The sequence below is a fragment of the Pseudogemmobacter sp. TB195 genome (assembly GCF_058313095.1).
Window position 1 is genome coordinate 57775 of record NZ_JBZEGG010000006.1, and the last position, 22137, is coordinate 79911.

The 22137-nt window shown below is 57.7% G+C and carries 20 protein-coding genes and 1 tRNA gene; 7 read left to right on the plus strand and 14 right to left on the minus strand.

What is annotated here, in order from left to right; genetic code table 11:
• Positions 1-72 precede the first annotated feature (72 nt).
• Entirely contained in the window at positions 73-504 is a 432-nt protein-coding gene (locus tag AC4FS3_RS08015; protein ID WP_491020098.1) for a hypothetical protein, read from the plus strand.
• Between the two features lie 112 nt (positions 505-616).
• Here the strand turns inward: AC4FS3_RS08015 and AC4FS3_RS08020 are convergent, their stop codons facing one another.
• From AC4FS3_RS08020 to AC4FS3_RS08030, 3 genes are all read right to left on the minus strand, one after another.
• The gene (locus AC4FS3_RS08020; RefSeq protein WP_092899358.1) at positions 617-823 is read right to left on the minus strand and encodes a cold-shock protein; all 207 of its coding nucleotides are present in this window, start codon (positions 821-823) and stop codon (positions 617-619) included.
• Positions 824-1250: 427 nt separating this feature from the next.
• On the minus strand, positions 1251-1421 hold the full coding sequence (locus tag AC4FS3_RS08025; RefSeq protein WP_491020099.1) for a hypothetical protein: 171 nt from the start codon (positions 1419-1421) through the stop codon (positions 1251-1253).
• A 410-nt stretch (positions 1422-1831) separates the two neighbouring features.
• Positions 1832-2764 (minus strand): alpha/beta fold hydrolase, encoded by a 933-nt coding sequence (locus tag AC4FS3_RS08030; protein WP_491020100.1) that lies wholly within the window; start codon positions 2762-2764, stop codon positions 1832-1834.
• Positions 2765-3171: 407 nt separating this feature from the next.
• On the opposite strand from AC4FS3_RS08030, the gene ettA reads away from it, so the two are divergent.
• Both ettA and AC4FS3_RS08040 read left to right on the plus strand, forming a co-directional pair.
• A complete protein-coding gene (ettA, locus tag AC4FS3_RS08035; protein WP_491020101.1) occupies positions 3172-4830 on the plus strand; it encodes an energy-dependent translational throttle protein EttA in 1659 nt (552 codons plus the stop codon).
• Between the two features lie 697 nt (positions 4831-5527).
• Positions 5528-5603, plus strand: a tRNA-Ala gene (locus AC4FS3_RS08040).
• 567 nt (positions 5604-6170) lie between these two features.
• Here the strand turns inward: AC4FS3_RS08040 and AC4FS3_RS08045 are convergent.
• Positions 6171-7835, minus strand: coding sequence for an IS630 family transposase (locus tag AC4FS3_RS08045; RefSeq protein ID WP_491020102.1), 1665 nt, complete (start codon positions 7833-7835; stop codon positions 6171-6173).
• 751 nt (positions 7836-8586) lie between these two features.
• On the opposite strand from AC4FS3_RS08045, the gene AC4FS3_RS08050 reads away from it, so the two are divergent.
• Positions 8587-9792 carry an AAA family ATPase gene (locus tag AC4FS3_RS08050; protein WP_491020103.1) on the plus strand — a complete coding sequence of 402 codons (1206 nt, stop codon included), beginning with the start codon at positions 8587-8589 and terminating at the stop codon, positions 9790-9792.
• On the plus strand, positions 9785-12292 hold the full coding sequence (locus AC4FS3_RS08055) for a S8 family peptidase (protein ID WP_491020104.1): 2508 nt from the start codon (positions 9785-9787) through the stop codon (positions 12290-12292). Before AC4FS3_RS08050 ends, AC4FS3_RS08055 begins: the two co-directional genes overlap by 8 nt.
• A gap of 205 nt (positions 12293-12497) precedes the next feature.
• Here the strand turns inward: AC4FS3_RS08055 and AC4FS3_RS08060 are convergent, their stop codons facing one another.
• The 9 genes from AC4FS3_RS08060 to AC4FS3_RS08100 form a co-directional block, all read right to left on the minus strand.
• Positions 12498-13070 (minus strand): AAA family ATPase, encoded by a 573-nt coding sequence (locus AC4FS3_RS08060; protein WP_491020105.1) that lies wholly within the window; start codon positions 13068-13070, stop codon positions 12498-12500.
• Positions 13067-13660 (minus strand): 3'-5' exonuclease, encoded by a 594-nt coding sequence (locus tag AC4FS3_RS08065; RefSeq protein WP_491020106.1) that lies wholly within the window; start codon positions 13658-13660, stop codon positions 13067-13069. Before AC4FS3_RS08065 ends, AC4FS3_RS08060 begins: the two co-directional genes overlap by 4 nt.
• The gene (locus tag AC4FS3_RS08070) at positions 13651-14760 is read right to left on the minus strand and encodes a radical SAM protein (RefSeq protein ID WP_491020107.1); all 1110 of its coding nucleotides are present in this window, start codon (positions 14758-14760) and stop codon (positions 13651-13653) included. Before AC4FS3_RS08070 ends, AC4FS3_RS08065 begins: the two co-directional genes overlap by 10 nt.
• A gap of 47 nt (positions 14761-14807) precedes the next feature.
• Complete coding sequence (locus AC4FS3_RS08075) at positions 14808-15080, minus strand: hypothetical protein (RefSeq protein ID WP_491020108.1); 273 nt, start codon at positions 15078-15080, stop codon at positions 14808-14810.
• Between the two features lie 562 nt (positions 15081-15642).
• Entirely contained in the window at positions 15643-16437 is a 795-nt protein-coding gene (locus AC4FS3_RS08080; protein WP_491020109.1) for an HNH endonuclease signature motif containing protein, read from the minus strand.
• A 163-nt stretch (positions 16438-16600) separates the two neighbouring features.
• On the minus strand, positions 16601-16948 hold the full coding sequence (locus AC4FS3_RS08085; protein WP_491020110.1) for a hypothetical protein: 348 nt from the start codon (positions 16946-16948) through the stop codon (positions 16601-16603).
• Positions 16949-17520: 572 nt separating this feature from the next.
• On the minus strand, positions 17521-18453 hold the full coding sequence (locus AC4FS3_RS08090) for a hypothetical protein (protein ID WP_491020111.1): 933 nt from the start codon (positions 18451-18453) through the stop codon (positions 17521-17523).
• A 693-nt stretch (positions 18454-19146) separates the two neighbouring features.
• Positions 19147-19566 carry a hypothetical protein gene (locus AC4FS3_RS08095; protein WP_491020112.1) on the minus strand — a complete coding sequence of 140 codons (420 nt, stop codon included), beginning with the start codon at positions 19564-19566 and terminating at the stop codon, positions 19147-19149.
• Between the two features lie 108 nt (positions 19567-19674).
• A complete protein-coding gene (locus AC4FS3_RS08100) occupies positions 19675-20556 on the minus strand; it encodes a hypothetical protein (protein ID WP_491020113.1) in 882 nt (293 codons plus the stop codon).
• A 285-nt stretch (positions 20557-20841) separates the two neighbouring features.
• On the opposite strand from AC4FS3_RS08100, the gene AC4FS3_RS08105 reads away from it, so the two are divergent.
• Positions 20842-21090 carry a hypothetical protein gene (locus AC4FS3_RS08105; protein WP_491020114.1) on the plus strand — a complete coding sequence of 83 codons (249 nt, stop codon included), beginning with the start codon at positions 20842-20844 and terminating at the stop codon, positions 21088-21090.
• Between the two features lie 103 nt (positions 21091-21193).
• Here AC4FS3_RS08105 and AC4FS3_RS08110 read toward each other — a convergent pair whose 3' ends face one another.
• On the minus strand, positions 21194-21700 hold the full coding sequence (locus tag AC4FS3_RS08110; protein WP_491020115.1) for a hypothetical protein: 507 nt from the start codon (positions 21698-21700) through the stop codon (positions 21194-21196).
• A 183-nt stretch (positions 21701-21883) separates the two neighbouring features.
• Between AC4FS3_RS08110 and AC4FS3_RS08115 the strand changes: the two genes are divergently transcribed.
• Positions 21884-22120, plus strand: coding sequence for a helix-turn-helix domain-containing protein (locus tag AC4FS3_RS08115; protein ID WP_491020116.1), 237 nt, complete (start codon positions 21884-21886; stop codon positions 22118-22120).
• Positions 22121-22137 lie beyond the last annotated feature (17 nt).

Consider the following 22137-nt stretch of genomic DNA (forward strand, 5'->3'; position numbering starts at 1 on the left):
GCCAGCAAGATCACATGAGACAGTGAATTTCCTCCCGGCATCCGATCACCCCCACATCCCCGGAATTTCCCCATGCAGGCTTATCACTCCTTTGACTTTGGCGGCGCCGTCAGGATCGGTCATGCGTTTCGGGTGCTCTGCGTCACCGGCACCGAGGCCGCGCCCCTTGCCGCACGGCTGGGCGCTCTGGGGGGGCGGATCGAAACCGAAGCCGAGCTTTACGCTGCACTCTCGGTCGTGATCGACGATCCGGGCGGCTGCGATGTGGTGGTGTTCGACTGCGACAGTCTGGGCGCAGATAATGTGGCTCAGGTGGTCACGCGCAACCTCAGGGCGGTCCAGTCGCGGCTGCCGGTGGTGTTGATCAGCGCCGGTTTCCCGACCCATGTCTTCCCAGACGCCCGTGAAGAGCCGATCCTGCTGCGGGCACCGGTTTCAGATCTGAGCCTGCGGATCGGCTGCGAACATGCGCTGCGTGATCTGACCCGATGGGCAGCCGCCTGAGGCCCCCCTGCCCGGGCTGTCTCCAGAACGGGTCTGAACCAGTGCCCGACATGCAAATAAAAAAGGCGGTCCCGCGGGACCGCCCTTTCTGTTTCGACTGGCGCCTGAAGGCTTATGCCAGTGCGATATTGATCGCGGATTCGCGACCGTCACGGCCGGCTTCGATGTCGAAGGTCACAGCCTGGCCGTCTTTCAGACCGCGCAGACCGGCGCGCTCCAGCGCGGTGATGTGAACGAAGACGTCTTTCTTGCCACCCTCGGGGGCGATGAAGCCAAAGCCTTTGGTTTCATTGAACCATTTCACGGTGCCATTTGCCATCGTGAGCTCTCCTGATCGTATCTCCGCCCACGTTATGTGGCGGACTGGCGCAGTCAGCTTTTTAGTCGATGGCTGTAGGCCGTTTGGCGGAGACAGGTCGAAAGAAGATAACGTCGCAATTGTCCTATGCCCCGAAATGCAGGAAAGGGCAAGTGAAAGCTGGGCTTTGCGCGGTTTACCGGCGGATCACGGCGGGCAACCGCCGCACCCTCGGCGCCCTGAAATCTGCCGCAGGTTGCCCTGGGTCGGAGCCTCAGGGTGAGAGACCGAAGCCTCCCGGGTAAGGGCGCCGGGTGCGTGGGGAGCGGCGATTAAAGAGGCAAGGCCCTTCAGGTCCAAAACGGCGTGCTCACGACGTCACCTTACTGCCATCGCAGGTCAGATCTGACGCCAGGGTCAGACCGACAGAGGCTCAGGCCCCGTCGGCTCAGAGGTCGCGACGCTGCAGCGGTGCGTAAAGCCCCGCCAGAAGCGTTGTCCCGGGCGCGAGAGTGATCCAGAGAGGCAGAGTGCCTGGAAGCCCTGAGCCGAGGACCGGCGCGCCGGGGCCATTCAGGAAGCGGACCACTCCGCCAGAGATCAATGTCACGAGTGCCATGGCCTGCTGCCGCTGTCTTTGTGAACGCTCCGCAAACCCTGCCCTCCCCGCAAATAATGTGCGGACAGTTCGGACATTTGTGGCGGGGACATTTGTAGGGCTTTGCAGGGCAGTGAGGTGATCATCATGCGGCGGATCCGCTGCCGCTTTGCACCATGCTTGCCCAGAGGGCTGGCCTGCATTGTCAGGCAGGCCAGCTCTGGTCAGGGAAGCCTCAGGTCAGAGAACCCTGAGCTCAGGGTCTGGCCTTACCCGGATCAGAATACGTCAAACAGATAGAGAATAATGATGATCGGGATCGGGATACCCAGCAACCAGGCGCCAATTCCTTTCATGATGATCTCCTTTCGCATTGGTTCCAGGACAGAGATCTAACGCGTTCAACCGCCGGGGGTTCCCGGCGCTGGCGATCAGCGGCATTCCTCCGCCTGCCAGGTGCCGCGCAGGAAGGCCCCGATCCGCCCGACGATACGCGGATGAGTGACCAGCATCAGATGACCGCCGCCGGGCACAACGCAGAGGGTGGCATCCAGCCGTCTCGCCAGCCGCGCCACCCCGCCCGGGGAAAACACCGGATCGACACTGCCATGCAGGAAAAGGATACTGGCCCCCGACCGGAGGGCGGCAGGCGACAGGGTCCAGCCCAGAAGATCGCCGGTATGTGCCCGGCCGAGGCCCTTCACGGGCAGGATCAGGTGATCGCGGTCCCGTGCCGCCCGTCGTTCGGCCAGGCGCCTGATCGTCGGGTCCTTGCGCCAGCCATAGCCATAAAGCAGCACCTTGTAATATTCGCCCCAGACCGCGCGCGGCGCCAGCGAGCCCGCCGTCAGCGCCGACGCGCCCACTGCCAGCATGCCCCGCGCCCCGGATTCGTAGGCACCGGGGAAAGGTGTGACCCCAGACAGGACCACGACGCGCACGGAGCGCTGCGGTCCGATCCTGCCGGCCGCCTCGATGGCAATAGCACCGCCGGTGGAAAAGCCGAGGATCTCGATCCGGGCGCCGGGATACTGCGCCGCATGGCGCGCGATGGCAGCCGCGACCTGTGCCACGCGCATCGGCGGGTCGAGCGGCTGGCCTTCGAGCCCCGGAAAGCGGTATTCCATCACCAGATGGCCCGGCCCCGATGGCCGGCGCAGCGTCCCGAAAATATGCGCGGTCGAAAGCGCACCTGGGATGAGATAGGTGATCCGCTCTGGACGGCCCTTGCCCCGTGCGACCTCGTGGATCAGCGCCGCAGGCCCCGGAACGGGCTTAGTCGTGCTGAGCGCCCCGTGCTCCGGCTGTGGCGTCACCTCAGCGGGCTGACGCGCCGCGCCGCAACCGGCCAGAAAAAGCCCCATGGCCGCAACAAGAAAGGCCCGCGGCCACCAAGAGGCCCGCCCGCCGCGCGCCCCCCCCTCCGGCCCGGCACACTGCCTGTCGTTTACCACATTGCCGCGCTGCATCACCCGGACCGTCCAGCCTCACCCCGTGGCGATCCTGCCGGTGCCATTGCCCCGGCGCAACCGCGCATCTGCGGCCTCCCCCCGGTCTTTGCCACACAATCCGGCGAGGTGGCCGCTAAGCGCTGCGGTCACCCCGCCTCCCCCCCGGAAATTCCCCGGGACATGCCGGTTCGGGCGCCGGTTTGATCGGCGCTTCGCGGCGCGCGCGCCTTGCCCCCGCGCGTCCGGATCGCTACATGAGGGCCAATCCTGCCCAATTCCTGCCCCCATTCCGGCACGGAAATCCCATTCGGAGCGACCTCATGGCCAGCTATCAATATGTCTATCACATGGACGGCGTCTCGAAGACCTATCCCGGCGGGAAAAAGGTTTTCGAAAACATCCATCTGAACTTTCTGCCCGGCGTCAAAATCGGTGTCGTCGGTGTCAACGGTGCCGGTAAATCGACGCTGCTGAAGGTCATGGCTGGCCTCGACAAGGATTTCCAGGGCGAGGCCTGGGCCGCCAAGGGCGCGAAAGTCGGCTACCTGCCGCAGGAGCCGCAGCTCGACGAGACGCTGAATGTGCGTGAAAACGTCAAGCTGGGCGTTGCTGAAAAACAGGCGAAGCTCGACCGCTATAACGAAGTGGCGATGAACTATTCCGACGAGACCGCCGATGAGATGGCGCGCCTCCAGGATGAGATCGATGCCGAGAACCTCTGGGATCTCGACAGCAAGATCGACATTGCGATGGAAGCGCTCCGCTGCCCGCCCGATGATGCCGATGTCTCGACCCTTTCGGGCGGCGAGCGTCGCCGTGTGGCTTTGTGCAAGCTCTTGCTCGAAGAGCCCGACATGCTGCTCCTCGACGAGCCGACCAACCACCTTGACGCCGAGACCATCGCCTGGCTGCAAAAGCACCTGATCGAGTATAAGGGCACCATTCTGACGGTCACCCATGACCGCTACTTCCTCGATGATATCACGACCTGGATTCTCGAGCTGGAACGCGGCCGTGGCCTGCCGCATGAGGGCAATTATTCGTCCTGGCTGGAAGCCAAGGCCAAGCGCATGGCGCAAGAGGCCCGTGAGGACAAGGCCAAGCAAAAGGTCATGGAGAAGGAGCTTGAGTGGATCCGGCAGGGTGCGAAAGCCCGCCAGACCAAATCGAAAGCCCGTATCCAGGCCTATGACAAGCTGGTCGATGAGGCATCGCTTAAAGACCGGGTGGGCAAGGCCCAGATCGTCATCCCGAACGGCCCGCGCCTTGGCGGCAAGGTGATCGAGGTCGAGGGTCTGAAAAAGGCGATGGGCGACAAGCTCCTGATCGAGGATCTGAGCTTCATGCTGCCGCCCGGTGGCATCATCGGCGTGATCGGCCCGAACGGTGCCGGGAAATCGACCCTCTTCAAGATGCTGGTCGGCCTTGAACAGCCGGATGAGGGCACCGTCAAGCTGGGCGATACGGTGAAACTGTCTTACGTCGACCAGTCGCGCGATGCGCTCGACCCGGACAAGAACGTCTGGGAGGAAATCTCGGGCGGGGCAGAGATCATCCATCTCGGCGATGCGCAGATCTCCAGCCGGAACTATGTCGGCGCCTTCAACTTCAAGGGCACCGATCAGCAGAAGAAGGTCGGCCTTTTGTCAGGCGGTGAGCGCAACCGCGTCCACCTCGCGAAACTGCTGAAATCGGGCGGCAACCTGCTTCTGCTCGATGAGCCGACCAACGATCTCGACGTGGAAACGCTCCAGGCGCTGGAAGCAGCGATCGAGGATTTCGCGGGCTGTGCGGTGATCATCAGCCACGACCGTTTCTTCCTCGACCGGCTCTGCACCCATATCCTGGCCTTTGAAGGCGACGCGCATGTCGAATTCTTCGAGGGCAACTTCGATGACTACGAGAAAGACAAGATCCGTCGTCTTGGCGTCGATGCGGCGGCTCCGAAACGGGTGAAATACAAGAAATTCACCCGCTGATACCGGCGATCTGCATCAAAGCCGCTCCCGATCCGGCCGGATCGGGAGCGGCTTTTTTTTGATTTTAAAGAACCAGCGCATGGCTTTCGTAGCTCACGGTGCAACAGCCTGTTTCTGCTGCAAAGCGTGACACCTGGAAGAGGAAGCCCTCGTCTCCTCCTCCCCGAACCACAGCATCTATCGACAAAAACCCGTCGTGCAGGCCAGGCGCACGGGTCACAGCCCCTGAGCTCAGGCCGCCGCCCGTGAACTGATCAGCCGCCTCACGCCTGAAAGCTTCCGGAAAGTCCCGGCCTCGCGCAGTCATCTGCTCCTCCTCTCCGGCTTCGAGAGGCAGGCATGACTGTCAACCAGATCGCGGAAGGATCCCGTCACCACGTCCTGCGGCAAGACCAAATGCCCGGGCACGGGATCCGGGCCTTAGCGGCACGATGCCTGCCTCACTCCCCATCGAAAGCCACCCCTCCCCCTCGCGCCGGACGTAACCGTGACTGTTTTTCAGGAACCGCTGACCGCGTCGGATCCTCGCAACAGGCACGCCGGCACACGCCTGCAGATCAGCGGCTTACCCCCGGACGCCCCCGCTGACCCGATCCATCAATTCGTGACGCAAGGCGCCTTTTTCCTCTTGCACCTCCCCCAAGCCCAGACTAAATAACGCCGCATCGCAGATGTGATATCAGCGATACCTCAAGGTGGGGCCATAGCTCAGCTGGGAGAGCGCTTGAATGGCATTCAAGAGGTCAGGAGTTCGATCCTCCTTGGCTCCACCAAATAATAAATGGCAAGTGCCAGATAGATCTTCCATTAATGACAGCAGATTGTCCATTCTGCTGGATAATATGCTTCCGTGAAGTAGCCTGAAGCCGGTAGAGGTCGCTCTGCTGGACTTTTTGCTGCGCGTAAACGAGGTCGAGCCTCGGCGCAGTCGCCCCCCTTCCACCGCACGCACTCAAGGCACCAAAACGGGCCCATGTGATGGCATTGGCCCGTAGCGCCCCGTCTGCGGACGACAAAAATGTATATGTCGAGGCTCTGCGAAGCTGCCGCCCAAGTTCCTGCTGCAGCGAGAACCAGCTCCCGTTGCGCGGAATCTGACGGCCGTTCGATGAGGCGTGGCGCGGCTCGAAAGCAGCAGGGTTCGAAACGGTCCAGAATGGGCTGGTGGGCCCTGGTGGCGCGCATTCCTGACCGGAGCCGCAGGGCTCATACGAGTCCGATAAGGCAGGGGATTGGAAGATGCCACGACAGTTTTCCATCTTTATAGCTTCAGTGATGGCCCTTCTGGTGACGTGTGGTCCGGCACGGTCAATGGCAGGAACGATCAACCAGCTCACGCCTTAACGCCAGAGCGGCTCCTTGCAATTATTGCTGGCGAGAAATACCGGCGGAACACGCTCTGCGCCCCATATTTTCTTGCCAGCACGCATTGGGTGAGATCTAAAATTCTGATTTCGCTCTGAAAAATACCTGTCGATTGCCTGTCGTGCCTCGCTGTCCGATGGATAGTTGCTGTTGTGGAGGATTGCCCGTGCCATGCCACTGAAGACGGACTCGATAACGTTGAGAAACTGCGCACCTGCCGGCAAAGGTGCTAGCTCAACACGAGGTTTGCCACACTCTTCGGCAGTCGAATTGTGCTCCTCAATCCGGCTGCACAGTGCTTTTGATATATGCCAAGAGGCGGCATCCCATGAGAGATACAGGGTCTTGCGATCTTGATACTGCTCAAGCAGCACTTTCATCATTCTGATCATCTCAACCGTGTTTTTCTTTTCGCTGTAGAAGTGAGTGATCTGATTGCCTTGCAGCTCCAAGGCGGCGGTCATGATCATGCACCCCTTCGACTTCTGCCACTGAGGAATCACGCGCTCAGTCGCGGGAGGTGTCAACATCCGTCCCTGCTTCATGTTCACAGCAAATGGGCCAAACTCGTCAATTGAGAAAAAGGCGTCATCTTCTGTGAGTTTCGATAGGATCGCCTGAACCGCAGCCAACTTCACCCGGTAATCAGGATCCTGGGATGTCAGTGCTATTCGCGCCTTTTTCCATTTCCATCCCGCGCGGTGGATTATCTCACGCAATACGTGCAGGCTCGCTTGATGGCCGTGTTCAGCAAGCACAGAAGCAAGTTCGGGCATTGTCCAAGTAGTTCGATTAATACCATGATCGGAGGGAGGCTCGTGTAGTAGCTGGAACACCGCCGCTTTGAGCTCCTCGTTCTCTGCCAAGCGTGTGCGCCTCGCCATAGGTGTGGCGAGCGTTTCGAGATCGCCATCGATATACATCTTCAACCACCGTCGGCACGCGTTGCGGCTTAAAGAGAGAGCAGAGCTGATCCGCCTGATGGGAAACCCCTGCTTGTGCGCAAGGATAACAAACGCTCTGTTGCGAATGCGTTTGCGCCCGTCATCAACCATGCAGAGCAGTTTTTCGATGTCGAGCTCATCTTCGAACGAAGATCGATCCAACCTGCCTCCGCGAAGTGCTTCGAGCCATTCGCGGGTTTCCAGAGCGCGTTCCTGACGAACGCTGCGGGAGATCTGTAACTTTAGTCCTCTACACTGCTCTTGCGGCACCTGTATCGAAAGGCGGTAGATCTTAGGTGCGGCGGTGATGGTAAGGATACCAAAAGTACCCTTGGCGCCGTCCAATCGGGCCAACAGGTTAACTTCCGGCATCTGGAGGCTACGACATAAGCGCAGAAATGTGCTGTAACTGCGCGGGTACCCAGCCTCGATCCGAAACGATCGGAATACTTCGGCAACGCTACGAGCAGACTCCGACTTCTCAGCTTCCTCGGCAAGCATTGCTTGAACCGCATCCCGATATCTGTCGGCCGAAGTGGATCGTTGTGCACGCTTGAAGATTGGGGGAAGGTCAAACAGCAACATCTTGCGAACTGTCTTACGGCTTAGGTTTTCTCTTTGCGCAATGCCTCTGATCGTATCTCCATCCCGCGAAAGATCACGAACGCGTTTCCATAGAAGCGAGTCAGTGTACATCGGTTCTCTCCCATCCCCGAACCATTTAGCCCGCTTCAGTCACCTCCGCGGAACGACGCGCTCCAGATGCATTTGAAGCTTCGACTTTGACCATACCATAGAAACTACGTGCTTCCTCGCCCTATTGGCATTCTATGGCGGCGTCAGCGACGGTATAAGAAAGTGAGGTAAGTTTTGGGAAGAGCCCGGCAGGCGCCAAGGTCGATCATACGCCGTCTGACCGGCAACGTCGGCCCTTAGCCGCCCGTCGACCTCGACAAATGCTGCTTCGCCGCATTCCCGGAAGCTGTCGCTCATCTTGCCTCGCAGCAAAACACCCAGCTAGGTCGGTAGCGATGCGCCAAAAGCCGTAACGCGTTAGAGTTCTCGTCTCGCAGCTGCGCATTCTGTCCCGCGCAGGCGTCCGGGCGCTCGCGCCAATGGAACGCAAGCAGGGTGCGCGGCGCTCCCTTGGCGGCTCGCCGAAGGTGGCGCCACTCGGGTCCGGTGGAGGCGGGTGCATGCAATGCGCTGCAACTGCAATGGCTGACATCGCAAACACGCCTTCCATATTTCTTCCCTCTGATCGCCCCCCTTCACAGCTCGCTTGTTCGGGCCGCGCAGGCGAGCTGGAGAAGATGGTGCGCAACAAAGCGCCAAGATGGTGCATCAGAAGGCAGTATGGGTGCACTATTTTTCATTGTGTTGCGATAAATCGTAGTGTAGATGCAGTTTGAGCGCAGTTTGGTGCATCTAGACGCAGGGGAGTGGCATGGACCATTTTGTTATCGTACAGGCACTGTGCAGAGCAGCCATGGCCGATGCGTCGCCGGCGCTTCGCAAGCAAGTCGAACGTTTGCGGGATGCGCTAGTTAAGGATGGAGAGACGAAGCAGGCAGCGGCACTCTCCGGCATCCTGACGACAGCAGAAAGAACCCACGAGCTTTCGCCAAGTCGAATCGAGCGCTCGAAGGCTCAGATGCCTGGCGAGATCCTCTCACGCAATACGCCAGTTCCGGTCGACAGGGAGACTGCGGCGGCCCTCGCGGACGTAATTTTCCCAGCAGACATTCAGTCGGCTGCACCTCTGTTTAACGAGACAGTAAGCGAGGCTATCGGCACCATCGTCGATGAGTGGGCAAATTTCGACGCTTTGTCGGAGATCGACATTCGGCCATCGAAGACCTGTCTAATTTATGGTGCGCCAGGCACCGGAAAGACCAGACTTGCTCTGTGGATAGCCCAGCAACTGGACCTCCCGGTCGTCCTGGTGAAGCTGGATGGCTTGGTTTCCTCATTCTTGGGCACCACCGCTCGCAACATAGGAAATCTATTCACTTTCGCAAACCGGCATCGCTGTGTTCTCCTCCTTGATGAGTTCGATGCGATTGCAAAGGTGCGGGATGATCCGCAGGAGGTCGGCGAAATCAAGCGCGTGGTGAATGCGCTTCTCCAAAACCTTGACCTTCGCCGTGATATTGGCTTCACGATAGGGATCACAAACCATCCCAAGTTGCTGGACACCGCTGTTTGGCGGCGGTTTGAGGTTCAGCTCGAGATTCCCAAGCCCGATTTCAACGTGCGAAAGGCAATTGCAGCGCATTTCATGCCCCCGGTGAAGGCGCCTGAAAATCACCTGAAGTTGATCGCTTGGTTTACTGAAGGATCAACTGGGGCAGAGATCGAGTCACTGGTGCGAACATACAAAAAGGCGACAACTGTCCGCGAAGAAGACAGGCGCGGGTTGCTTGATACCTTGCGGCAGTTTGCGACTTTGAATGCCGCGCGCGTTAAAAGTGAACGTCGCGCTTTGCTGTTCGATGATTCTAGCAATTTGTTTAGGGCTATGCGCGATGATCCAACCCTTGGGTTCTCAATGGCGGATATCGGTGAAATCGCAGGTAGAGATAAATCTACCGTGAGCCGTCAACTTGGCCGGGCAGTGAAATACGGAGAAGACGAGGTGTTTAATGGCTAGCCCGATCCAGATCATCCTGAACCCTGACAACTACGAAGAAGCTCGTGAGGCTGGAGGAGGCGGAGGTAAGAAGGACTTTTTTGCCCACAGGGATGCTGAGTTTGTTGCCCACCGAACCGCTTTGATAAGTCAGATCAAGACGATTTCGGGTATCCTGAGCGCACAGTCTCAGGGCGACGTTGGCTTCGTGAAGGTTATTCTGCGACGTGAAGCTTGGGCAAAAAGCCATCGTCCTGTCGTAAGCCTCTTTCGCTCAAATCGGACTCCCGTAGTTGGTGGGGGCGATCTCGGCGTAATGATTGTCGAGGCGCGGCCCGAGACACTTCTCCAAGTCGCGACCGATATAGCAAGGGCCGAGACATTCACTGCGATGAAATTCAACGAACAGAAGCAGAGAGAAGAGCCAAATCCGTCGGCGAGGAAGAGCGAAGCTGGGGCGATTGACCGCATCGAGCTCTACGGGCCATCAGACCGCCGCAGTTTTTCTGTCGAAGAGGCCGTTGCTTGGCTTTCGAACCCGATGACAGGCAGCAGTTATCAGGTTGAACTGTTTGATAGCCCACCGCCGCGTTCGGAGTGGGATCGCCTCGACGCGGGTCATCGGCGTCTCGTGGAGAGTTTTGTTGAGGGTTTTAAGTCACTTGACCGTGGTGTTGCAGCTGAGCGGCTACCAAATCATCGCAACAAGCAGCCGATCCTGTCCGTCAGACTCGATCAGTCAAATGATCAACCAGTTCTGCGGCTCAGTGAATCTCTGACCAGTGAGCGGCGGCGCGAGCTAGCCTTGTTTAATCCCGACATCAACCGCCATGCTCGGCTTCTGGCTTTTCTTGACAGCCATCCACTTGTGCGGCGGGTCGAACTACCTGGAATAGTGGTCAGGGCATCTCTTCCTGCTACCCAAATGCCGCGGACACGGCCCGACGGAATAGTTATACCGCCCCGTGACAGCAGACGTACCCATCCGAGAATGGGGATCATTGATGGCGGTATCAGCGAGGCGCTGGCCGACTGGGTGATCGACCGCTGGGACGTTCTTGCCGCCGCGGACACGGACCTAGCCCATGGCACCTTTATCGGAGGCCTTGCTGCTGTTGGCGGTGCGCTGAATGGAGTGGAAATTTGCCCTGAACCTGATGGCGCAGAACTGGTCGACGTTGCAGTGTTTCCGAGCGAAAGCAGATCCGGGGCATTTGCGTCATACTATCCTGATGGTCTCCCACAGTTCTTCGACGAGATGGAAGCGGCCGTCTCAGACGCTCATGCTCGTCACGGAGTGCGGATTTTCAACATGAGCCTCAACATTCTTCAGCCAGCAGCGCCAGATCGATATAGTCCCCACGCAGCGCGACTGGACCAAATTGCTGAGGCCAACAACGCTGTGGTGTTCATTTCAGCTGGTAACATCCAGCCTCAAGACCTCCGCACCGAGTGGCCCGCTGACGCCACTGCAGCGCTCGCGAGCCTTGCTAACGCCCGTAACGATGGTCTGCTAACGCCTGCCGAAAGTGCCCGAAACGTCGCCGTTGCCGCCCTCAATCCGCCCGGCCATGACGGCTGCGTTGCCTTTGCACCTACACGTTTCAGCCGTCGTGGGCCAGGTCTGCGTGCTGGCGTAAAGCCGGACTTGGCACATGTCGGCGGGGCAGGCTCCCTCCATTCGACACTTGGTCACGGTCTGTTTTCAATTCTGCCAGATGGCACGATTATTGACGGCTGCGGGACAAGTTACGCTTCGCCTCTTGCTGCGAAGACTGCTGCCGTGCTCGATCATGCCATTGAGGGTGAAGTTTCCCGTGAGACCTTGATCGGTCTTCTTGTACATCACGCCGAGTTGCCTGTGCCCTTGCAGGAAAAGGCTCTGTCCCCAATCGCGCGGCATATGGTTGGTTTCGGCATGCCGCCATCTGCGGATCGAATACTTGAAACCGGCGAGCACTCGATCACGCTTGTTTTCGCCTCACGCATTCGGCGTGATCAGCAGATCAACTTCCGCTTCTCGTGGCCCGCTTCCCTCGTCGGGCCCGGTGGAAAGTGCCGGGGGCGGGCAAAGCTCACCCTTGTAACGACACCACCGCTTGACCCGCGGTTCGGTGCGGAGTTTGTCCGCGTAAACATCAACGCAACTTTGCAACAGGAGCAAGCCCGTGGCGGATGGAATGGGCAACTGAAACCGCTGTATCTACCTTCCAAGCGCCAATCCCCTGCCGTAGAAGCGGAGCGGATCGAGCACGATCTGAAATGGAGCCCTGTAAAGGTGCTTGCCAACACATTTCCGCAAGGCGTTGGCGCGTCCTCCAACTGGCGGTTGTTTGTCGACTATCTGACCCGTGCTGGCGAAGTGATGCCCGAGGAAGGCGTGCCGTTCACTGCGATTGTGACCATCAGTGACCCCAATGCGGAGCAGCCCGTGTTCAACGATATGCGCCAGAGTCTTCAAGCTCTCGGTACGCAGATCGCTGATATCAGAACTGCCGCGCGGATCACGTCGCGCACATAAACTGAGGACAGTGGCAATCCAAAGCGGTGATGAGCGGGTGATCCATCGAATTGAGCTAATCCCCGACCCCTGGAAAGATTTCCGACCGATTTAGGCTATGACATTGGCCTGCTGATCGGTTTAGATGCTGCTGAAGTAGACCACGGCCGGGGGGCTGACCGCCTAACCACGGGACTCCTGTCGCAACTGACTGAAATTCCAGTGGTCAATGCATTTCGAGCTTCCCGAGTATCAACCAAATCATCTCTTCAAGAGTGCCAGAAGTCATGTGCAGTGCGTCCGGGCGAGCTTCGTTGATCAAGCTCGCCACGGCATCCGATGCAGCTTTTCTGAAGACCGGATCATCATCACGACCAGCTCCCAGCGGGATCGAAGTGTCGAGCGTGGTGACGACGAGAACATCATACTCGCCCATATGGGCACGCGCTATGCTCTCGAGCGCAAGCAGCCGAGCCGGATCGATTTCCCGGCCGGTGACGGCGAGTGCAGCATTTAGATAACCGAGAGCATCAGGAACGGGCCGATCAACCAGGATGATATCACAAGAAAGGGACTGCTCGGCTTCCTGCCGCATGCACTCCGCCATGATCCAGAGCGTGCTTTCGAAGGTGTGCTCTCGCAAGATCGGAAACCCGAGGTCACGGGCGCGCCGCGCCAGATCATCGACTTGGCCCAACTTGTAACCCTGGCCCTCAAGACGATCACGGAGAGCCTTCACTAAGGTGCTCTTGCCGGTGGAATGCGTGCCGGCCACTCCGATCTTGAACGGGCGCTTCATAGCAGCAGCTCTCCTTGGTTGGAGTTCATGATGTCGCTGTCAGCCAGCGCCGACTGCCGCCGACCTATGGGAAGCTCGGACACTAGACGGATGAAAAGAAGGCCTGTCAGGATTGAATCGAACAATGCCGAGTGATGCCTCTTGCCGCTCTCCCTCGCCGCGATCTCGCTCAAGCCAAGATCTGCGCCCAAATTCTCAAGGCTGTAGGAACTCCGTCCCGGTAAGGCGATCCGGGCGAGCTTTAGCGTGTCGATGGCCATCGTCGGTCGCCACTCCGGAATTGCCCGCGTAATTGCGTCTACCTCGACCTTCACGTTATGGCCAAGAATCTTACCCCCACTGGTCCAGGTCATTACGTCATCGGCAATCTCTTCGATGTCGGGAGACCGAGCTACATCCTCATCGGTGATGCCATGGATACGGGTAACCTGCGGCGAGATCTGCCCTCGGGGCTTGACGAGCCATTCCATGCGGCGTTGCTCCAGCATGAGGTCGCGTACTTCGACAATTGCAATCTCGACAATTTCCGGCGGGGTGACGCCGTTGCCCTCAACGTCTACCGCCCAGAAGGTCTCTCGGCTCAAGTCCATCCGATATCAGCCTTCCCGTGCCGTCCGTAGTAGTGCGGTTGATTACGGTCATGAACCTGGAAATTCAGAGAGTGCTGCATGAAGTATCGCTGCTGTTCATGACTTTCGGCAACCACAATCCTTCGGTCGTCCCAAGTGATCTGATCTGTATCGAGGCCCGCCTTCAGCGCCAGGGCATGGATTTCCGCTCCGTCGGGGACACGATGCGCATCCTTGCAAACCTTCAATTGCCGCGAAGGGCAGATGTCGCAGATTTCCCGAATTCCGTAGTGGCCATTGTAGTCTGGGATGCCATGAGCGTAGGCGATACCGCAGGACGTCTTCCGGAAGATTGGTAGAGTATCAAAGGCTGCGATGATCTTCGCTTCGACGGCCTGAGGAAGGATCTTGCGCCGCGCAACATCGTCATAGAGATCGGGCACTCCGATGGACTCGAAATAGTCGCGGATCTCGTTACGATAGAACAACCCGGTGAAGACCGTGGCATCGGCGAGCGCGGCAAGCTCCCTTGCCCTCGCGATGTGTTCATCTCCATCATTCAACCCCGCCACGATTGGTCGCCAGTAGAGGATCGAGTGCACCCGGCCCTTTTCGCTCGCCAATACCCGGAGGGATTCCTCGGCAATCGCGCAGTCGACAGGCTCAATCTTTGCATCCTCTATCCCGGACCAAGTTACGAGCACCGTCACTCTTAGATTCTTGAGGCGAGCCAAGCGGCCGACGTCCTCAAGCAGCACGTGCCATCGCGTGATCACTAGGACAGGGTTCCTCAGTCCGCGCCGGTCAAGGCTCTCCAGGCAGCGGAAGAGATGATCCTTGACTGTGGGGAGAAAGGGGTCGGTGGCACGGTTGAATATCTGGATCGGGGTCCCGTGCGCCCGGAACGCCCAGTGGCCTACCAGTGTTGCAATAGCCTCTTCATCCGACATGACCAAGTGAGGCTTTTTCATGTCGAAGTTGTCGAAGAGATGCCGAACACAATAGCCGCAATCTAGCGGGCAGCCAACAACATGGTTCAGACTGAGGCCGGATTTCCGGTAGTCGACAACCTGCCGCAAGGAGGCAGGCAATTCGTGGCCAGCGATCCTGAGTTTTTTCATGTATAGGTCTTCCGCACGACGACGAACAGATTCTGCCAAGACCGTGTCTAGCGGTCCTGCTCGTCCTCGTCATAGTCCGTATCCAACGGGCCGATCCGGACCCAATCCTGATCGCCGAGCCCTGAAATACGCGAGAGTACATCAGCGTCGGATCCTTCTAGGAAGTAGACGTTGTAGCCGTAGTGCAGACCCTCCTCGCTGGAATGCTCCTGAAGGTCGTACTCCAGGAGGCCAAGATCCTCGACAGAGATCCCCAGTGCCTCAGCCAACGCGGCTTCGAGAAACTCCTCTTGCCGCTCCTCGAGCTGCCTGTTGCTCATGCCTTCCTCCCAATCAAGCGCCATCAAGTTATGAAGACGATATTACTCAAATTACATTAATGGAAGAGATCGTCGGTTTTCAAGAAGAAACTAACCTAGAGCCTGCAACCACTTCTGTGATAAAGCCCTCATCCTCCTAAAATTACATTCTTTCACAAGCATGATGTAAGTGATTTCTCACTTGAGGCGCCGCATCAGATCCTTCATCTCCATTCCCGAAGTAAATACTTTTGAATTTTCAGAAGGCGATACATGAATCTTGCATTGGATCTAGTTCAGATATTTTCCAGGAAAAGTGTAGCGTTTTTCGAGCATGTACTGCCTAACACTTACTTAATTATGTCGCCATCCTGCAATGCTATTTTTTGGCGCATTCCAAAGTCTGTTCCTCTGTGACTGCCTGTATTTATCGGCGATCTCCCCCCCCTTACCAGCACGGCTCATCGAGCGGGAGATCCAATTGTTGGCCAGAAGCTGCAGGAACTTCTCGATTGCGTATTGCACTCATCGCCTGAGTGATGCGGCAGACCCTAGGTCTTTATGGGCACACGTCAATGCACAGTCACCGTTTTGTTCGCGATTGCACATCTTGAGCATGCTTTGTGAAACTGGAGTACGAGGAGTGCCCATTGGATTTGTTCAGCTTGGCTAGGCGCGTCTTGTCGATCCGGGTCTGCAGGTAGGTACAAAGATCGGCGAAAGCTGCCATCGGAAGCAGCTTCCACTGCGCTCCGAATTTGTGCTCAATGTTCTTGGATATCGCGCCATAGCTGAACTTGGATGCCCGTGTGGGCTCGTTGGAGGCGAACTCGTTGTAGCGGCTGATCAGGTGCTGAATGTAGCGGCTGGCATTCTGGTCGGCGCCCATTGTACCTGCTGCAGGATGAACGTGGACAATTTTTCGAGATGTACTTACATTTACCGTTCTGCCCACGATGGCCCCAGGGCTATCAACTACAATATTTCCGCTGTTATTGGTTGTTATTTCAACCTGGCGTTTAGCGTTCAGCAGTAGTTTAGCAAATATGGCGTCGCTGGCCTGCTCAGCACGGCCGATTCTCGTCGTTTGGACTGCCTTCATTTCCTCGAGCACCTCGACCGAGTAGATATCTGACTCTGTATCAATAATCTTGTGGTGCCGTCGGCATAGGAGGATCAGGTTCTCAAAAGCATGTCTCTCCTTTACTGGCTGGGATGCCTCAAATCTCGGGCCACCTTTACTTTGCGCCCGTACATGGCAAATTTCGCCAGTTATTGTGCCCTCCGCCTCGATAATCGGTGAAGGGCAATCGGGAAACGCACATACATTTCTCGATAGACCAAACAATCTACGAATGGTCCGTTCTGATGGTCCCAACAATTTTTCTCCTGAGCCCCTGCGAGTCGGGCCTAGACAGTTAAATTTAACGCATAGCAGATCATTCGCAATGATCTGGGCCATTTCCAAAAATGAAAACCATCACCGCATATCAGGCCGAAAACTGCTACCGGCTTTGTGCCCCCGGATTGACGTGGGCGATTTATTGCTCGGGGTGACGCCTCGATGAAATTGGAAAATCGGGGTTCTCGGCGTCATACCAGTCTCGGATCGCTCGGGTGATGTTGGATAGAGCGAAGCCGCGGCTGACCCTGAAGTCGAGGTGTGCAAACTCCTCGGTAATCGTCGCAGCATCTTCGCCCTGAGGGGTAAACTCATAGCGTCCGTCCTCGTCACCATATTCGGCATTCGGGTCGTAATCAGTCACCTGCCATCGACCGATCAGTTCACCGTCTCTGGTGACCACTTCGCCCGCCGCTAAGGTGAGATCGTAGCCGCTTTCAAGCCATTCGTCGTGGCCAATAAAATTTATGGGGAATATCAGGTTCATACTCCGCATGATGCAGGCCACTCCGATTCACGCAAGCAAAATCATGAGGCGATCACATCGCCCTGAAAATCGATAGGCTGCCCCTCGGCCCCATGTGTTGGAAGAAGGTATGGCTCTGAATGTCCGCGTATCGCTCGATTTCCTCATCCGGTCCCGCATCGCCTGCTGGCTGATCGGTATGGTCGGGTGCGTGATCAATATATTGGGACGGCGCGCAGGGTGCCGAGTGTCATCGTTCAGCGCAAGAGATCTTTGCAGTGCGCCGAATGGGGTAGTGCACGACCGATACCAGTAGTCAATCTGCCGGGATCGGAGCCAGGAAACTGGCTCGTTCACTCGCCGCGGGGTACCATGTCAGCCTCGCAGGGGAGCTGGCCATCGTCCAACCGGGCATGTTCCGATCTGGACTTCGACCAACGTGTTGTGGCCCAGCAAATGAACTTCGGAGGCCTCGATTAACTTGAACCCTCGCCTGGCGATGTGTCGGCGCATTTCGGAGATATCGTTCCCAAGTAGCAGCAGAGCGCAAGTGGCAAAGACGGCACGGTGCCTGCTAAGATCAAATGGCTGGCTCATGTAGCCCAGTCTGGCAGGATGTTAGTTCGTATCGGATCTCCTCTTAGGTCCGCTCGGTAGACCTCGGGAAAATAGGACATCGCTTCTGAAATGGCCGGGTCTTCCACGCTCAGCTGGGGGCATCTCAAAGCATCTCTCATTTTATCCCAAACTGTTGCGCGTATTTGGCCGAATGCCCGAGTTCGCGTCAGCATATCTTTGATAATCTGTCCGCGACGCTGACCGTCTTGAGAGTTCAGGTAGGCGTTTAAGAGTCCTGTGATGTTCTCCTGCTTGTTCAAAAAGTTCGTCCACCTGCCATCTGCCTCTGCCCATATCGAGAACATAACTCGCAGAAGTCGGTCGAAATCGCTGTCTCGTTCACCGGTGACAGGATGAATTCTAGCGGACGACCAGCTTCCCTTGGTCCTGATCAGCTCACCGATCAGGCTTTCTCGCCTCAGTGAGGCCTCTTTGAACACCGCAGGTGTTGCCACGTCCTTCAATAGGGGGTGACGGTCTAATCGATATTCAAGATCGTCGAGGCTGATAAGCCTTCGCTCCATCCCAGCGTCGGTCTGCCAGGCCGCCCAAAGGCATAGTGTTTGGCGTTCCAGTGAGGCTGCCACTGCGATTTCGTCGAGAACAAAAAGATTCCCTCCTGCCTCCTGCGCGATGTCAGCGGTAAATGCACGAGTGACACGATCGAAGGTATACCACGGAACTAACCAAATAAGGTGAACGCCCTGGGAGAGATAGTACTTGCTACGGGCCACCACCTCCGTCGCCAAACTCGGCGCGAGCTGCACCTCGACCGCAAACTTCCCTAGACCGTCGAGGTTGAACCTCACATCAGGCCATCTGCCCCTGCCTCCGTCTTTAGGCGCATGGTAGCCATCAACGACACCTGATCCAAGTTCATAGCGAGGATCTAAGCTGATCAGTTCCAACACCTGTTTACAGATGCTCGCGTGCAGTGGCGATTCTTGGTTCCCGTTGTAGATTGATGCCCTTACATCGTCCGGCTTGCGGCCCCCATCTTCCCCCCACGGGCAGGATAAACCACCTCCCTTGTAATGAGCGAAGTGTGGGATGCGCACAGTAGATGTGGCCGCCTTGACATGCGCTGGTTCATTGCATCCAAGGCAAAATGCCAATGGATCAGGCCTTGCGTGATTGATCCTGGTTCGAATGTCTTGCCAGTCTTGGCTCCGCAGATCTGCCTGCCTGAGCTCGTCGTAGACGCCAAGTCCGAGTACACGCGCTTTCCTAACCGGCATTTTCTTCCCCACCTTACGAACCAGTGAGACTTCAGCAGAAGAGCTCCACCTACTGCAAGGCCCACGTAACTACTCGAAGTGCCGAAAGAAGTTTCTGTAAGTTTTTCTTAATAGCCTTTGAGCAGCCAGCGTTTATTGATCGTGATCAACCGCTAGGGTGCTGTAATGACGGTCCGATTGATCCAACCGCACGATATGTGCACAGCTCCGCTACTCCGGCATTCGTGCCAAACGTGATAAACACTCGTTCAGCGCGCGACGGTCGATCCGGTCGAGATCTCGCTTCTGCACGAATGAACGGCCGCTCTGCCTGGTTTGCCGCAACTGCCATGCCGCGCCGCCGTCAGACTGCTTTCCGCCCGTTCACCACCCGTAGCTTGGCATCGGCGGATCACCCAACGGATCATGCAATTCGTCGACTTCAGGAAAGAGGGCCTTGCCCTCAAACTGCGTTGCCGCCGCACGGATCGTCGTTCTTTCTGTCAAGGACGCGAGGCGCCCTCGTGCCCAACAGATCATTCGACCCAATTCAGTCGATGGGTCGGCCTCGACTTCATCGGGAACGGTGGACAGCCAAGTGCGAATGTCGGTTGCTTCGCGCTGCAGCTCGACCAGTTCCCGCAGGTAGGTTACACGCGTTTCTTCGCGCTGTTTCCGCTTCTTCGCCAGATCGCGCCGGCGGCTCAATTCGGCCCACTGACGTTCATCCTCCTCGCGTTTTTCGCGCTTGGCTCTGTCGCTGGCGAGCAGCGCCTTCAGGCCATCGATGATCGCTGGGATCATGGCTTCTATGCGCTGTGTCTTCCCGTCGGCCCAAGTCTTGCGCAGCCCATGCGACCAGCCATCGACGGTCAGCGAGAGCTGCCCAAGATAGATAGTGTCAAATTCAGGCTACGGCCTTTGGTGGGGGAGGGAGCTATAGAGATCCCAGTTTCTCCGGTCCGCGGCCCGCTGCCGCCGCGCTATGCGCTGCTCGTAGACGTCCTGCTCCTGGGCGGTCGGGATGTGTTTCTGCCTTCTGGACTTCTCGATCAGGGTGAAGGTGATCGTGTCCTTGCCGACCGTGATCTTCATCCGGGCGTCGTCGGGTTCCAGTAGCAGCGCCTCGCCATCAAGCGATGAGGCGAGACCGTGCAATACGGAAAGAGCGCGCTCTACCTGGTCCTGATGTACGACAACACCACAGAGGCCAGGTCCCCGTGCCGAAACGCATCCGTAGTCATCTGGCTTCGCCTTGCGCAGGGCGCGACCCGTTAGGGCAAGCGATCGGTGCAGGGGGCCTGGATGCAAGGTTGTATGGATGGGCTCATCAATGTGCTCAGCGACTGATGTAGATGGCGCCCTCATCTTCCGATCGGCCGGTTTCGTTCGTGGGACTTCACGAAGTGGCAGCTTTGCAGCGATATCGACCCGTTGAAGCGTTGGATCTTTGAGATCGCGCAGCGGCGGCTGCGTGAATCGCTCTCCCGCGCTCACACGCGCCCAGTAAGCATTCGAGGGGCATGGAACGGAGTGGCGAGAGCAAATGCTGCGCAGCGCGCTTTCGTGAATGCCGAGTCCCGCCGCGACCTGTTCCGCCGGATTTGCCCAGACCAACGCGAAAAGGTTCTCGCGGCTGAGCTGCCTCACATCACCAGTCATCATCTCGCCCCTAACAACATCCCGGTCCCGCGCCAATAACGCGGCATCGCCGGCGACCTGCTGCACAATCCGTCTTTTGCCGGTCAGACGTCCGAGAACGCCGTGTTCTTCGCCTCGCTCTGCCAATCTCATCGAGCGGCAACTTTCTTGCAGTTTCTGCGGTAGCAATGCCGCAGCCCCGTCAGACCTCCCTCCGCCCGATCTGGATCGCGAGCCGCCGTGTCCCGCTGCGCGCCGCCTGAGTGGCCGTTCTCTCAACTTCGCTGCAGCCGTCATGCCGCAGCGCTGTCAGTCAGTCCCTGTGCCACTCGTCTGTGTGACACGGCATCGCGCGGCTGCATTTGCCATCGACAGCTGATCTGCATCAGCGTCGATTTTCTCGGCTGCATCATCTATACTTGGCGAAAGGAGTTCAAGATGAGCGACGATTGCTACGATCATACGATCCGGCTTCTGCGAGAATGTCGGAAGGAGATGCAGGAGATGCGTGAAGACCTGAACAGCAGGCTCGATAGCATCATTCGAATCGGGAGTTCTCTCACGGAGAGCCATCCCGCTCATCGGCGGGGAAGTATTGCGGCACTTCAGCAGCGGGTTCGTCAGGACGGGTTCAAGCATCTTCAAGAAGAAAAGGCCTTTCTGGATGACTTGTCTGGAAACATCTAGAAATTCATCCTGTAGCCGTGAACCTCTCAACAATCGGCCGGCAGGCAAGGATGTTTCCCGACGGGGCACGCAGCCTTCGAGTGTTCACGCCAAGGGCGCACGATCACGCTAGTCCCAACTCCTGAAGCCGCTTCTGCGCCGTCTTCCAATGCACATTATAGGCATTTGCGACGTGGTTGATCGAGCGCGTAGCGATCCAAAGCTGGCGAACCTGACCTTCCGGCATATCTGGGATCTTGCGACCTGAGCTCACTTTTGTCCCGGCATCACGAAGCCAGCGTGACAGCGTCGCCTCTCCGACTGAATGACGCTCCCGGAGGTCCGCTAACGTAGCACCTTCCTGAAACTCTTTGCTGATATAGGCGCGGAAGGGAATGCCATAGAGTTCCAGAACCTTCAGAGCCTTTCTTGAGCCAAGCCCGTAGTGCTTCATGAAACTTGCCATCGTGCCGTCGCGCATGAACACAGCGCGAATTTCCTCAGCTGGGACGGGTTCGTCCCTGCGGCGTGATTCCATTACAAATCTTCGCCCGGTTTCGATAACGTCGCGCCGATACCAGCAGCGCTTCCGCATATCGAAGTCACTTCCAACCACGCGTATCAGCAGCATTATGCCTGATTTTGACGATACCATAGTTGGCATATTTGGCAGGGCCTTCTCACATTACCTCAGGTTTGCAGGCGGGTATGGTGAAGAATCGACACGAGCAAACCGCAAGAGAGTTGACGGTGCGAATCACCGCTGAATCTATGTGCCGGGACAGTGGCCCAAGAAGTTTGCCTGAGGTTTTCCATGTCTGTCGATCTGCAACGTCACGAGCTGATAAAGTTTCGCCTGAGATCAAGCGGAAGTTCGTTTGCACAGGTCGCGAAGACGGAAGGCGTTCTGCCGTCCAGTGTCACCGTGGTGAGCCAGGGCTATCGGCGCTCTCATCGCATACAAGCAGCAATAGCCCGGGTGCTTGGCACCACCCCGCAAGAGCTGTTTCCTGAACGGTATTCCGCAAAGGAGGGCAGTCCGAACCAATAGCCTACCGTCTAAAGGGA

Excerpts from the sequence above, each read along its gene's own strand:
- AC4FS3_RS08100 (WP_491020113.1), bottom strand. The coding sequence starts at position 20,556 with ATGAGATTGGCAGAGCGAGGCGAAGAACACGGCGTTCTCGGACGTCTG.
- AC4FS3_RS08025 (WP_491020099.1), bottom strand. The coding sequence starts at position 1,421 with ATGGCACTCGTGACATTGATCTCTGGCGGAGTGGTCCGCTTCCTGAAT.
- AC4FS3_RS08020 (WP_092899358.1), bottom strand. The coding sequence starts at position 823 with ATGGCAAATGGCACCGTGAAATGGTTCAATGAAACCAAAGGCTTTGGC.
- AC4FS3_RS08055 (WP_491020104.1), top strand. The coding sequence starts at position 9,785 with ATGGCTAGCCCGATCCAGATCATCCTGAACCCTGACAACTACGAAGAA.
- AC4FS3_RS08030 (WP_491020100.1), bottom strand. The coding sequence starts at position 2,764 with ATGGGGCTTTTTCTGGCCGGTTGCGGCGCGGCGCGTCAGCCCGCTGAG.
- AC4FS3_RS08110 (WP_491020115.1), bottom strand. The coding sequence starts at position 21,700 with ATGCTGCTGATACGCGTGGTTGGAAGTGACTTCGATATGCGGAAGCGC.
- AC4FS3_RS08095 (WP_491020112.1), bottom strand. The coding sequence starts at position 19,566 with ATGATCCCAGCGATCATCGATGGCCTGAAGGCGCTGCTCGCCAGCGAC.
- AC4FS3_RS08070 (WP_491020107.1), bottom strand. The coding sequence starts at position 14,760 with ATGAAAAAACTCAGGATCGCTGGCCACGAATTGCCTGCCTCCTTGCGG.
- AC4FS3_RS08075 (WP_491020108.1), bottom strand. The coding sequence starts at position 15,080 with ATGAGCAACAGGCAGCTCGAGGAGCGGCAAGAGGAGTTTCTCGAAGCC.
- AC4FS3_RS08050 (WP_491020103.1), top strand. The coding sequence starts at position 8,587 with ATGGACCATTTTGTTATCGTACAGGCACTGTGCAGAGCAGCCATGGCC.
- AC4FS3_RS08115 (WP_491020116.1), top strand. The coding sequence starts at position 21,884 with ATGTCTGTCGATCTGCAACGTCACGAGCTGATAAAGTTTCGCCTGAGA.
- AC4FS3_RS08060 (WP_491020105.1), bottom strand. The coding sequence starts at position 13,070 with ATGAAGCGCCCGTTCAAGATCGGAGTGGCCGGCACGCATTCCACCGGC.
- AC4FS3_RS08085 (WP_491020110.1), bottom strand. The coding sequence starts at position 16,948 with ATGAACCTGATATTCCCCATAAATTTTATTGGCCACGACGAATGGCTT.
- AC4FS3_RS08065 (WP_491020106.1), bottom strand. The coding sequence starts at position 13,660 with ATGGACTTGAGCCGAGAGACCTTCTGGGCGGTAGACGTTGAGGGCAAC.
- AC4FS3_RS08015 (WP_491020098.1), top strand. The coding sequence starts at position 73 with ATGCAGGCTTATCACTCCTTTGACTTTGGCGGCGCCGTCAGGATCGGT.
- AC4FS3_RS08105 (WP_491020114.1), top strand. The coding sequence starts at position 20,842 with ATGAGCGACGATTGCTACGATCATACGATCCGGCTTCTGCGAGAATGT.
- AC4FS3_RS08045 (WP_491020102.1), bottom strand. The coding sequence starts at position 7,835 with ATGTACACTGACTCGCTTCTATGGAAACGCGTTCGTGATCTTTCGCGG.
- ettA (WP_491020101.1), top strand. The coding sequence starts at position 3,172 with ATGGCCAGCTATCAATATGTCTATCACATGGACGGCGTCTCGAAGACC.